This is a genomic window from Halobacillus locisalis (assembly GCF_013694105.1).
Taxonomy (GTDB): Bacteria; Bacillota; Bacilli; order Bacillales; family Halobacillaceae; genus Halobacillus; species Halobacillus locisalis.
On sequence record NZ_JACEFG010000002.1, the window covers coordinates 472,869 to 485,241 of the forward strand.

Genomic DNA, 12,373 nt, shown 5'->3' on the forward strand with positions numbered 1-12,373 from the left:
CCACAGTCGTGATATAGTAAAGGAGCAATCATTTGTTTTATAAAAAGGTGGGTGACCCAGGTGAATATCCTCCCGTATTTGTTTAGTTTCATTATCGGCTTGAACGTCTTATTAGCTTTAGCGATCATATTCTTAGAGCGCCGAGATGCGAGTGCAACCTGGGCGTGGCTCATGGTTTTACTGTTTCTGCCCATAGCAGGGTTCTTATTGTACCTCGTTTTTGGTCGCAGACTGAGTAACAAGGAAATATTTACATGGGACAAAAAGAGTCGGCTCGGACTTTTGACGGCTGTCCAGGAACAATTGCATGCTATTAAAGAGGATAAGTTCGAAGTGCATCATCCGGCCATGGAACAATACGAAGATTTAATTTATTTACACTTGAAAAATAACGATGCCTTGCTTTCGCAAAATAATAAAGTGGAAGTCTACACGGACGGGCAAAAAAAATTCCACGCACTCATCGAAGATATTCAGCAGGCGGAAGATCACGTCCACCTTCTTTATTACATTGTGCGTGAAGATAAATTAGGGCAACGCTTAGCTGATGCTCTAGTTGAAAAGGCAAAGCAAGGTGTGGAAGTGAAGCTTCTTTATGATGATATGGGGTCGCGTCTCCTCAGCCGTAAATTCGTACGCAAGATTGAAGATGCTGGCGGAGAGGTGGAATCATTTTTCCCATCACTCGTTCCGAAGGTCAATCTGAAGATCAACTACCGGAACCACCGAAAACTAGCCATCATCGACGGTAAGGTCGGGTACACAGGCGGGTTTAATATAGGTGATGAATACCTTGGATTCAACAAGCGTTTCGGCTATTGGCGAGATACACACCTCCGTGTTGAGGGAGGGGCCGTCCACCATATGCAAACCCGCTTTATCCTCGACTGGAATCAGGCTTCTAGAAAAGATATTGACTATGAAGATCGTTTCTATCAGGCCGAAGATAAAGGCGATGTCGGGATGCAAATCGTCTCCAGTGGTCCGGACTCGGAGTGGGAACAAATCAAACACGGCTACATGAAGATGATCATGTCAGCCAAAGAATATGTGTACATCCAAACGCCTTATTTCATACCAGATGACAGCTTGCTTGATGCTCTTAGAATCGCCGTCTTATCGGGCGTGGACGTCCGTATCATGATTCCTAGAATGCCGGATCACCCCTTTGTTTACTGGGCTACATTCTCGAATATCGGAGAATTGCTTAAGGCAGGGGCAACGGTTTATATCTATCAAAAAGGGTTTCTCCATGCAAAAACGATTGTCGTCGATGGAGACATCGCTTCTGTAGGTACGGCAAACATTGACGTGAGAAGTTTCCGTTTGAACTTTGAGGTCAATGCGTTCCTTTACCATCCAGACATAGCGGGCTTGCTGGCGGATCGTTTTCATGAGGACATGGTCGACTCCACAGAATTAACGTTCAAGTTGTACCAGTCCCGTTCGAAATGGATTCGTTTCAAGGAAGCGATATCCAGATTGTTGTCACCGATTTTGTAAGTACCCACAATTCAGGTTATCTTCTCTTCATTTGAGGGAGGGTAACCTTTTTTATGGGCTCTGTTTGCTTGTGACGGTATGTGTAGGGAAGGGTGACTGAGATTTTTCGGACATTTATTGAGGCTATTCGGACAAGCATTCTTCGTATTCGGACACTCGGACCGTGGAGGTATCATCCACATTATGTAAAAATGTTATGATGATCATATACAGGTAAATAAGGAGGAGATGAACGTTGCGCATTGCAATAATGGCGGATGTACACGGTAATGCCTCTGCTTTAAATGCAGTATTAAAAAGAATTGATGAAAAAGATAGCGTCGATCACATCTATTGCCTCGGCGATATGATCGGAATCGGCCCGGATACGAACGAAGTGTTACATAGTTTATTTTCTAGAGAGGATATATCAATGGTGACTGGGAATCATGATGAGGCGATTATAGCTTTAGCTAAAGGGGAGAGCCATCCCGAAAGTCACGCTCATGCTAGAGAACACCATGAATGGATTGCGGATCGTTTAGACCCCGTTTTTATTTCGAAATTAGAACGATTACCTCGCACAATCCTTAAAGATTTTCATCCTTTCAAGTTCAGATTTACACATTATCCGGTTCCGTCTGAACGAGAAGGTGTACATATTAGCAAAGATCCATTCGCCTCCATTGTGAAACCGGGGCTCAAGAATATGGAGAACTTGTATAAGGAATACACGGAAGACTTTATTGCTTTTGGCCATCATCATCCTACACACTATTTCAAAAATGAGAAGACCATGTATCTAAACCCTGGATCTTTAGGCTGCAGCCATACACCGGAAGCGCGATATGCCATTGTAGATATAGAAGAGGACCATATAGATACTAAAGTGGAAAAGCAAGTCTATGATAAAACGAGTTTCTTAGCGTCTTATCATGATTTGAAAGTACCTGCTAGGGAGACACTTTTGAAGATTTTCCATGGTGTCTGATTCGTATAAAAACTAAATCTAAGGAGAGAGGAGTGAAGCGGTGAAGGAATCACATTATACAGCGGTCCTGCTGTATCCCAGGTTCAGTGAGTATGAATTATCCGTACTTTTGTCGGTATTACATCAAGGTGGAAAACCCGTCCTCTTTCTGGGTTTAGACAGGCATCCAGTTAAAGGAGAGTCGGGGCTGCCTTGTATTCCGGAGTCTACTATAGCTCAAGTGGATATCAATCGACTAGATAGTGTGGTGCTTCCAGGTGTCGATGACTTCGAGCATCTCGTCAATCATCAAGAACTTCATTCATTTTTACAAAAAGTGGACGACCAAAATAGAATCATAGCCGCCATTTCTAGTGCTCCCTACATATTGTCTGCGAGTGGGGTATTGAAGGATAAAAAATATACGACAGGACTAACGGAAGATCAAAGGCGTTTCTTAGGAACATTTCAAAGTGAAAACTATGTAAGTTCTCCCGTTGTTGTTGATGATTACATTGTTACGGCTAAAGGTTCAGCATTCATAGAATTTGCATGTAACGTCGGAGATCTACTCAATCTTACATATGAGAAAGCATGGTATGATTCAAGTAATTGAGCATCAGCCACCTCTATTCCAGATATCGTAACGAACCTTGGTATTATTCGGGAATCTAATAGAAGCAAATATGGAGGAGACGTCATCGGAAGAAATAGAAGAAGTACTGAAAACCTTACGTAGACGGTTTGAAAAACACACAGATCGTCACAAAGGTTTAGAGTGGGAGAACGTCCAATTCAAACTCGAATCAAATCCAGACAAGATGTGGTCGCTTAACGAAATGGAAAGTACCGGAGGCGGGCCGGATGTGGTTGGCTACGATGAAGAAAAGGACGAATATATGTTTTATGATTGCTCAGCAGAAAGCCCTAAGGGCCGCAGGAGTGTTTGTTACGACCGAGAAGCACTAGAGTCGAGGAAGAAATATAAACCCAAAAACTTGCAGTGGAAAGGGCATCTTCTATGGGGATCAAACTTCTGACAGAAGATCAATATCGCACGTTGCAAACACTTGGTCAGTTCGACCAAAAAACGTCGAGCTGGGTGCAGACCCCTGCTGATATCAGAGAGCGCGGTGGTGCACTGTTTTGTGACTATCGCTTCGGTCATGTATTTGTGTATCATAATGGAGCGGAATCTTACTATGCAGCCAGAGGCTTCCGGGGATAAATTACCGTCGGATAATAGAATGGAAACCAAAAAAATCGCCTCGCTTATGGCCGCGAGGCGATTTTTTGTGAATTCAGCTTCTAGCTGCTAACAAAAGCTGAATTTTTATTTATGAGAGAGAGGTTGTATGGATAGTGGAGAGGGAGGGATACCCTCTCCTTATTGGTCTTACTGGGCAGTAAGCGTGAGCTCTGCCGTTGTTTGTTGACCATCACGGTAAACCGTTAGCTCTACCGTGTCGCCATTTTCTGTTTCACTGTACAGATATTGGCGAAGTTCCATGAGCGATTTCACTTCTTTTCCGTCCATCTTGGTGATGACATCATATTGTTCAAGTCCTGCTTCCTGGGCTGGTGAACCTTGCTCTACTCCTCCGACAATCACACCATTGGTGACGTCAGATGGAAGGTTCAACTGTTGTTGCAGGGCAGCACCAGGAACTTGACTGACATCCTGTAAGGAAACTCCCATGTAAGGGCGCTCCACTTCACCATTTGTTTCTAAATCTTCAATGACCGGCTTAGCCACGTTCATCGGGATAGAGAAACCGATACCTTCTACTTCTTCCTTGGCGATTTTCATAGAGTTGATTCCAATCACTTCGCCCTGAAGGTTGATCAGCGCACCACCACTATTACCTGGGTTGATGGCGGCATCTGTTTGGATGACCTCGGTCTGCCAGTCTGGTTGTTGGTCACCGTTTATATCTATCGGGATATTACGGTTTAGACCACTGACAATACCTTTTGTTGCAGATCCTGCGAATTCCATGCCTAGTGGGTTACCAATCGCAATGGCTGTTTGACCGACCTCTACATTATCGGCATCTGCTAAATCAGCAACTTTTTCGACATGTTCGCTATCTATTTTTAAAACGGCTAGGTCTGTTAACGGGTCACTGCCCATTAATTCGGCATCTACTTTTTTCCCACCACTCAAAATTACCTCTAAAGAGGAAGCTTTCTCTACGACGTGATGGTTCGTTGCGACAAATGCTTGATCTCCATCTTCCTTATAGATGACCCCAGATCCTGTGCCGGCTTTTTGAGCTCCTTGACGAGTGTCCTGAATGTTACTCACACCAACGACCGCTTTCGATGTTTCATCAATTGCTTGCGTCACCGCTTCTTGATTTTTACCGAGATTCAATTCATCGGCCTGTGCGGTCGGTTGGTTCGTGTTGATATCTATTGAAATGCCCTGCCATTGGAAAACGGTCGTCACGGTAAAGACGGCTACAATCGCTCCAAGGACACTAAAGGCAAAACCTGAACGTGTATATTGGCGTTTGTTCTCTTTGTTTTCATTATTGAACATAATAACAAGTAACCCCTTTCGGTATTGAGAATGAAGAAGTACGTTGTCTAATCTATAGGTGCAGCGACAAGCGAAATTTATTTTCATCGCTAGCGCCTTGACTCTTTCCCTCTGACAATTCTTATTCTACGGATGACTTATGGAATGAATTTGGAGAAAATGTGGAATAAGTGTGTAAAAGGGGAGAAGTGTTTGAATCTATGAGAAAATAGAAGAAATCCAATAGATAGAAGGGGGATATTCATGGATCAGTTGATTGGTCTCGTTGAGGATGACCCGAATATTCGAGATATAGTAGAAGGGTACTTGAAGAAAGAAGGATATGTCGTTCAAGCGGTGGAAACAGCCGAAAAAGCGTGGGAGATTTTTGAAACGGAGAACCCGGATTTATGGGTGCTCGACATCATGCTTCCCGGAATGGATGGATACGAATTTTGTAAACAGGTAAGACAAACGTCTGAAGTTCCGATTATTATCATTTCAGCAAAGGACGATGAAGTGGATAAAATTCTTGGCCTTGAGCTGGGCGGGGATGATTATTTAACGAAACCGTTCAGTCCTCGTGAGCTCGTAGCTCGTGTGAAGAGGCATTTGAAAAGATGGCAGGTAATGCAACCTGACCAACAAGCGGACACCATCCAGTCGGGCGATTTGGAGCTGAATGAAGAGGAGCGTCGCGCTTATTTTCAAAAGGAAGAAGTTGAAGTGACAACGAAAGAGTTCGAGCTATTGAAAATTTTGGCTTCCCAAGAAAACCGTGCGTTCTCGAGGGAAGAGCTGCTCGTGCGGGTGTGGGGGGATGATTATTTCGGCAGTGACCGAGCGGTTGATGACTTAGTCAAACGAATACGGAAAAAGATGAAAGAATTGCCGATTGAGACGGTGTGGGGGCACGGATATCGACTGAGGGATAAGTCGTCATGAAGCTGCTTTATCAGTTGAACGCAGCGTTTACCGCATTAATTCTTGTTCTCATGTCCATCACGGCTTTTTTTATCTACTCTTTACTTATGGACATGCTTATACAAGACGAACAGAGACAGTTGAAGGCGCGAGCGGAAATTTTGATTGATGTGATCAATGATCAAAGCCCTTCTCGAGGGCCAGAGCTTTCGCAATTGATCCAAGACCGGAATTATCCCATTCTTCTGTTTGATCGAGATAGTGGCGAAGTTCTATTCCGTACGATGCCAAACACTGTAGCGGATGAGTGGATCAGCCGTTACGACGAAGAGCTGATTGATGAAGAAGTGTGGGGGAGCTCGGGCGAACGTTTCGTCGTGTACGACTTTGCCCTATCTTCTGATAATAGTCAGGTCTTAGTGATGGCTACTCCACTGAATGATTTACAAGCTGTCCAGTCGGTGTTCGCTTTTCGAATGATCGTCGTCATTATCATCGGTCTCGTGTTAGCCGTTGTCATCAGTTACTTCCTAACAAAACGATTGGTCACACCGCTCTCTCGTTTGAAGCTGGAATTGAAAAAAATCGAGAAGCGCCAGTTCGATCAAGTACAGGCAGTCGAAGCATCAGGTGAGATAAAAGAGGTAGAGCAAAGCGTCCGACACATGGCTGAAGAGTTGTCCAGGTATATTCATTCTCAAAAGCAATTTTTCCAAAATGCTTCGCATGAATTAAAGACTCCCTTGCAATCCATCCAAGGGTATGCAGAAGGAATCCGTGATGGCATCTTTGAAGGAGAAGCGGCTGAGAAAGGCTACAACGTAATGGTGAGCGAAACAGAGAGACTGAAGAAAATCGTCAATGAAATGATATTATTAGCTAAATTGGATAGTAGTGAAGACGTCTACCACCCTGAGCGAACGGACGTTATGGAACTTCTCACTCAAGCGAAAGACCGCCTTGTCCCATTAGCTCAAGATAAAGGGGTCGACATTCAGTTGGATGTCGAAGATTCATTTTACTCCTATGTCGACGGCGAGCGTGTGCTACAAGCGTTCATCAATATTCTCAGTAACGCGATTCGCCATGCTCGTGCACAAGTGACCATCGAGACAAGCGTCCAGAACGGCATGGTCCATATACGTGTTGGAGACGATGGAGAAGGAATTCCGGAAGAATTACTCCCTCAGTTATTTGAGCGTTTCATTAAAGGTAAAGGAGGGGAAACAGGTCTAGGGCTCGCCATATCACGAGCGATTGTCGTACGAAGTGGAGGGTCTATTGAAGCTTATAATCAATCAGGCGCTACATTTGAAATCCAGTTGCCTGGAGAGTGAAACGACCTACACATGGTATACTAACAAGTAGAAATCATCTTATAAGGATACAGTACAGAAAGGACGATCATGATGGAAACAAAACGATGCATCGATTCATTAACAGTCAAAAACTCACACGTACTTCCTCCTGACACAAACAGCCACGGAACATTATTCGGTGGAAAACTGATGGCCTACATTGATGATGTAGCAGCTATTGCCGCTGTCAGACACTGCCGTAAGCCTGTCGTAACAGCATCGACAGACTCTGTAGACTTTTTGCAACCTGTTTTTGAAGGAGACACGATCTGCTTAGAAGCTTTTGTAACATCTACACACAACACCTCCATGGAAGTGTTCGTCAAAGCGATTACGGAAAACCTTTTGACAGGTGACAGAAAAGTTTGTACGACAGCCTTCTTATCCATGGTAGCGGTGGATGAGAACAATGAACCGACACCTGTTCCAGGGGTATATCCACAGTCAGAACAAGAGAAGTGGCTCCATGATGGTGCTGAGAGACGACGTCAACATCGTAAAGCTCGAAGAAAAGAATCGAAGGAACTCGCTGAGAAATTCGGTGCAGGCTTGCCTTGGTTAAAAGACGAAGAATAAAAAAACAAACGCCACTGCAACCAGCAGTGGCGTTTTGTGTATGAATGAATTTAAGAATATATTAATCCGTAACACTTGATTTCGAGTCTTTCAACAGTGTGTAGGGGATGTGGAGAATGGATCGCTTTCCGCGGGGCGGGCGGTGAGCCTCCTCGGTCGTACCTCCCTGTGGGGTCTCACCTGTCCCACTAAATCCCGCAGGAGTCTCACCACTCTCCACATCCCCTATTCTATAGGAAGATGCTCGAAATCCTCTTACCATAGTGCATTTGGGTTCAGTCTACCTCAAAGAATGAGATCCTCCATGTTGTACTGAGCTTGTTCAGGTGCGCATCGTCTCATTAGAAAATGGTCCGACTAACTACTTTTTGGTGGGTGTGATGGGAAATGACGAGACTCCCGCGGGAGAAGGACTAAAGGAAGACCCCGCAGGGAGTGTAACGACCGAGGAGGCTCGGCGGTTCCCCCGCAGGAAAGCGAGTTATTTCCCATCACACCCTAGTCTCTCCTCTTTGGAGGACCTACGCGACTTACAACAGCCGATCAATTACAAAAGAAGCGACCAGGTTTGCTCCTGGTCGCTTCTTGTTTATTTCATGTCGACAAGCTCCAATTCAGCCTGTGTCTGGTCAGATAATGTCGTACAAATCGATTCCCAATCATGAGCAGCCCCGTCACGCATCGTAATGATGCGGTCAGCGATCGCTTTTGAATCTTCGCGGTCATGAGTGACGAAGATCGATGTAATGCCCGTCTTCTTGATGATATCTTTCAATTCACTACGGATTTTAATTTGCAAGTCTGCATCTAAATTACTGAACGGTTCATCCAACAATAACAACGAAGGCTTCGGTGCTAATGCACGAGCAAGCGCAATACGCTGTTGCTGGCCCCCACTCAATTCATGAGGGAACCGTTTGGAGAATGCGGTCATATTGACGAGATCCAGCACTTCATCCGTCCGTTGTTTTTTCGCTTTTCTCCCGAATCCTTTCAATCCGAACTGGATGTTTTCGGCTACGGTCATATGAGGGAAAAGTGCGTAATCCTGAAAAACCATGCCGATGCCGCGTTTTTCAGGTAAAACGAATCTACGTTCATCGGTCATGACGGAACCATCAATGGAAATACTACCTCGACTTGGTGTTTCCAATCCGCAAAGCAGGCGTAGAATCGTACTCTTCCCACTTCCACTTTCACCAAGAATCGAGATGATTTCACCTTGGTCGATTTCTAGATTAAAGTCCTGAATCGTATTATCTTTCGTACTTCCATAACAAAAGCAGAGGTCTTTGATTTGAATGAACATATCAATTCGGCTCCTTTTCTAAAACTTGATGGAAAATATAGATGGCAATACCACTAATGATCACGATAATAATGGAAGCGAGTGAAGCTTCGTGGATCTGTTCATCACTAGCGTATTGAAAGGCTTTGGTGGACAAAGTGTCAAAATTGAACGGTCGTAAAATCAATGTCAAAGGTAACTCTTTTAAGATTTCAATGAAAGCAAGGATAAATCCGCTGATTAAAGGCCCTTTAATCATACGTAAATCTACTTTGAAAAATGTTTTCGTCAAATTCATTCCGAGCATTCTTGAAGCTTCTGTGAATTTGTTGCCGACTTTATCGAAACCGGACTCTATGGAGTTATACCCAATCGCCAAGAATCGAATCACGTAAGCGGAAATCAGCATGAACAAACTGGTACTTAATACGAGGGTCGGTTCCATGCCGACCATTTCATAAAAACCGAAGAGTAGCTGGTCTATTTGAATGAACACGGTGCTGATTCCAACCGCAATGACGGCACCAGGGATCGAATAGCCGAGAATGGTTACGCGTGCGGCTGATTTTGAAACGAAGCTTTGGTGCATACGGGCAAAGTTCGCGATAATGACAGCGAATACGACAATCATGGTAGCTCCGACAAACGAGACAAGCAACGAATTCGTAATCAAGGATGTGAATTCAGGTGAAGCAATCTTTTCGTACGTTAAGAACATCCAATCCACTAACTGAACGAAAGGAATCAAAAAACCTAGCAAAAAGATGAGCAAGCTGTAACTGAAGGCCATCCACGCTTTTGCTCCTTTTAATTGAATAGGAGTAAGGGGACGCACTTTAGCCGTTGTATAGCTGTACTTCTTTCTTCCGCGTAACACTTTTTCAAAAATCAAAATCGCAAAAACAATGAACATGAGCGTGGCTGAGAGTTTGATTGCTGAATTCAGGTCGTTCATCCCGAACCACGTTTGGAAAATCGCGGTACTGAATGTCGGAACCCCAAAGTATTGCACAAGCCCATAATCATTCAGCACCTCAAGAAGCACGAGGCTGACCCCGCCGACAATGGCTCCGCGCGAAATCGGTAAGACGACGCGGAAGAAAACCTCCCATGCGTTACGGCCGAGCAGACGCGCATTCTCAATTAATGAAGCTGATTGATTAGCGAGAAAGGCTCTGGTAATCGTGTAAACGTAAGGATACAGAAACAGAGTGAAGATAAACACCGCTCCAGGAAGCGTTAAAATATCGAAATACTTCTGGTCGACTTCAACTCCCCACTGGTTGCGAAGAGTCGTTTGAATGACTCCTGTGTAATTCAGAATGCCGTTATAAGTGTATCCGGCAATGTAAGGCGGAATGGCTAAAGGCAATATGAGAGCCCATTTGAAAAAGCGCTTCATCGGGAAATCATATGCCGATACAAGCCAAGCAAGGCTCGTGCCGATCAAAATGGCTAACAGGCCTGTGAAAACGATTAATAGACTCGTATTTTTTAATAAATCTGGGAGAATGAATTCCTGTATATGCCCCCAATTTTCAGCTTTTTGGGTGAAGAAATTGATCAGTATAGTCAAGTTCGGCAGTAAAATGAGAACAACGATGATCAGACTGAGCAATGACCAAATGTTCATATATCCTGGTAGTTTGCGAAACAGCTTCAAAAGGGACACGTCCTTCAGTAGGTCAGGTGTAGCTCAATCCTGAATCAAAACCATCAAGTATGACAGCCTTGGTTCAAGATTGATCATCGGTAATAATGATAACAGTTCTCATTGATTTTGTATATACAAAACGCCGCTCTGAACCCCTGTGGGGAGAGCGGCGTTTCTGTGTTTATTCCTTATTTCCAGCCTACTTCGTTCATGATCTTAATGGCAGCATCGTTGTTCTCTCCAAGTTGAGACAGGTTGATATCCTGCGCTTCGAACTCGCCCCAGCTTTGTAGAAGTTCAGATGGTTCTACGTTAGGGTTTACAGGGTATTCATAGTTTGCTTCTGCAAACTGTTTTTGCGCTTCTTCTTTAGTCATGAATTCCATGAACGCTTGAGCTTGTTCTGTGTTGCTAGAACTTGCTGTCATTCCAATACCACTGATGTTTACGTGAGCGCCAGTAGAATCTTGGTTAGGGAAGACCACGCCAAGTTGTTCACCGACTTTAACTTCTTCCGGATCTTCAGAGTTGATCAGTTTTCCAAGGTAGTAAGTGTTCATAACCGCCACGTCACCTTCGCCAGCAACGACTGCTTTCGCTTGATCGCGGTCGCCGCCTTTTGGTTCGCGAGCCATGTTATCTACAATACCTTCCGCCCATTCTCTCGCTTTTTCTTCACCTTCAAGGGCAATCATGGAAGCAAGAAGAGATTGGTTGTAAATGTTGGAGGAAGAACGGATCAATACTTTGTCTTGGAATTGATCGGTTGTTAAGTCCATGTACGTTTGGATATCTTCTTCATTAACGGTTTCTTTATTGTACGCAATCACACGTGCGCGTTTCGTCAAACCGAACCACTGTCCGTCTTCTGCACGAAGATTTTCTGGAACGTTTTCGTTTAGAACTTCGCTATCTACAGATTGTAGAAGGTCTTCAGATTGAGCGCGGTATAGACGACCAGCATCAGCAGTGATCAGAAGGTCTGCCTCAGAGGCTTCTCCTTCGCGTCCAAGACGAGCAATCAATTCATCGTCGTCGCCTTTAATAACGTTCACTTCCACACCCGTTTGTTCTGTGAACTTGTCATAAAGCTCTTGATCCGTTTCGTAGTGACGGCCTGTATAAAGGTTCACTTCGCCACCGATCTTTTCTGTTGCTGTTTCTTCGTTTTCGGTTTCGCCTGTATCTGCATTTTCTTCCGTGCTTTCCTCTTCAGTGTTTTCTTCTGTTGTCTCCTCTTCATTGTTATCTGTAGCTTCTGGCTCTTCTGTGTTGCCACAAGCGGCTAGTACAGTGAGAAGAAGGATTAAACTGATAAGCATCCATTTTTTCATTTCTGTCCACTCCTTATGTAAAATTTTTAATTGAAAATGATTTTCAATCCCAAGTACTATTTTAATGAAAATGATTCTCAAGTCAAGGGTTTTCTATAAATTAACATGCCCTGATGTGCGGTTTTTTATATTTCCAGTGTTTTACGCATTGATTTTACCGCTTTTCATTGATAAAGTAGTGTGCTGAAAATGATTCTTCTTACTCATTCAATACGAGTTTATTATGTGGGAAATAAAGGTAACTAGTCTTTAAAATGGTGATA

General features: G+C 44.0%; 10 protein-coding genes and 1 pseudogene. 7 read left to right on the top strand and 4 right to left on the bottom strand.

The features are described from left to right. The first annotated feature begins 60 nt into the window (after positions 1 to 60). The 4 genes and pseudogenes from cls to H0266_RS09580 all read left to right on the top strand — a co-directional run bounded on the left by cls (position 61) and on the right by H0266_RS09580 (position 3,680). Positions 61 to 1,503 carry a cardiolipin synthase gene (gene cls, locus H0266_RS09565; protein WP_181472176.1) on the top strand — a complete coding sequence of 481 codons (1,443 nt, stop codon included), beginning with the start codon at positions 61 to 63 and terminating at the stop codon, positions 1,501 to 1,503. 235 nt (positions 1,504 to 1,738) lie between these two features. Continuing rightward, entirely contained in the window at positions 1,739 to 2,473 is a 735-nt protein-coding gene (locus H0266_RS09570) for a metallophosphoesterase family protein (protein WP_181472177.1), read from the top strand. A 40-nt stretch (positions 2,474 to 2,513) separates the two neighbouring features. Continuing rightward, positions 2,514 to 3,068, top strand: coding sequence for a DJ-1/PfpI family protein (locus tag H0266_RS09575; RefSeq protein ID WP_181472178.1), 555 nt, complete (start codon positions 2,514 to 2,516; stop codon positions 3,066 to 3,068). Positions 3,069 to 3,138: 70 nt separating this feature from the next. Next, positions 3,139 to 3,680, top strand: a pseudogene (locus H0266_RS09580) (DUF4256 domain-containing protein). Between the two features lie 168 nt (positions 3,681 to 3,848). Here the strand turns inward: H0266_RS09580 and H0266_RS09585 are convergent. Continuing rightward, entirely contained in the window at positions 3,849 to 4,997 is a 1,149-nt protein-coding gene (locus tag H0266_RS09585) for a S1C family serine protease (protein ID WP_181472179.1), read from the bottom strand. A gap of 243 nt (positions 4,998 to 5,240) precedes the next feature. Here H0266_RS09585 and H0266_RS09590 point away from each other — a divergent pair, with 243 nt between their 5' ends. The 3 genes from H0266_RS09590 to H0266_RS09600 all read left to right on the top strand — a co-directional run bounded on the left by H0266_RS09590 (position 5,241) and on the right by H0266_RS09600 (position 7,834). After that, entirely contained in the window at positions 5,241 to 5,921 is a 681-nt protein-coding gene (locus H0266_RS09590; protein ID WP_181472180.1) for a response regulator transcription factor, read from the top strand. Then, on the top strand, positions 5,918 to 7,237 hold the full coding sequence (locus tag H0266_RS09595) for a sensor histidine kinase (RefSeq protein WP_181472181.1): 1,320 nt from the start codon (positions 5,918 to 5,920) through the stop codon (positions 7,235 to 7,237). Before H0266_RS09590 ends, H0266_RS09595 begins: the two co-directional genes overlap by 4 nt. Before the next feature lie 72 nt (positions 7,238 to 7,309). Beyond that, positions 7,310 to 7,834 carry an acyl-CoA thioesterase gene (locus H0266_RS09600; protein WP_181472182.1) on the top strand — a complete coding sequence of 175 codons (525 nt, stop codon included), beginning with the start codon at positions 7,310 to 7,312 and terminating at the stop codon, positions 7,832 to 7,834. 589 nt (positions 7,835 to 8,423) lie between these two features. On the opposite strand, the gene H0266_RS09605 is transcribed toward H0266_RS09600, so the two are convergent. The 3 genes from H0266_RS09605 to H0266_RS09615 form a co-directional block, all read right to left on the bottom strand. After that, entirely contained in the window at positions 8,424 to 9,143 is a 720-nt protein-coding gene (locus tag H0266_RS09605; protein WP_181472183.1) for an ABC transporter ATP-binding protein, read from the bottom strand. 1 nt (position 9,144) lies between these two features. Then, complete coding sequence (locus tag H0266_RS09610) at positions 9,145 to 10,755, bottom strand: ABC transporter permease (protein ID WP_181472822.1); 1,611 nt, start codon at positions 10,753 to 10,755, stop codon at positions 9,145 to 9,147. A 209-nt stretch (positions 10,756 to 10,964) separates the two neighbouring features. Then, positions 10,965 to 12,110, bottom strand: a complete 1,146-nt coding sequence (locus H0266_RS09615) for a Fe(3+) ABC transporter substrate-binding protein (protein ID WP_181472184.1) — start codon at positions 12,108 to 12,110, stop codon at positions 10,965 to 10,967. Between the last annotated feature and the right edge of the window lie 263 nt (positions 12,111 to 12,373).

What these genes read in the sequence shown, in the direction of transcription:
- H0266_RS09585 (WP_181472179.1), bottom strand. Translation starts at nt 4,997, where the DNA reads ATGTTCAATAATGAAAACAAAGAGAACAAACGCCAATATACACGTTCA.
- H0266_RS09590 (WP_181472180.1), top strand. Translation starts at nt 5,241, where the DNA reads ATGGATCAGTTGATTGGTCTCGTTGAGGATGACCCGAATATTCGAGAT.
- H0266_RS09595 (WP_181472181.1), top strand. Translation starts at nt 5,918, where the DNA reads ATGAAGCTGCTTTATCAGTTGAACGCAGCGTTTACCGCATTAATTCTT.
- H0266_RS09600 (WP_181472182.1), top strand. Translation starts at nt 7,310, where the DNA reads ATGGAAACAAAACGATGCATCGATTCATTAACAGTCAAAAACTCACAC.
- H0266_RS09605 (WP_181472183.1), bottom strand. Translation starts at nt 9,143, where the DNA reads ATGTTCATTCAAATCAAAGACCTCTGCTTTTGTTATGGAAGTACGAAA.
- H0266_RS09610 (WP_181472822.1), bottom strand. Translation starts at nt 10,755, where the DNA reads ATGAACATTTGGTCATTGCTCAGTCTGATCATCGTTGTTCTCATTTTA.
- H0266_RS09615 (WP_181472184.1), bottom strand. Translation starts at nt 12,110, where the DNA reads ATGAAAAAATGGATGCTTATCAGTTTAATCCTTCTTCTCACTGTACTA.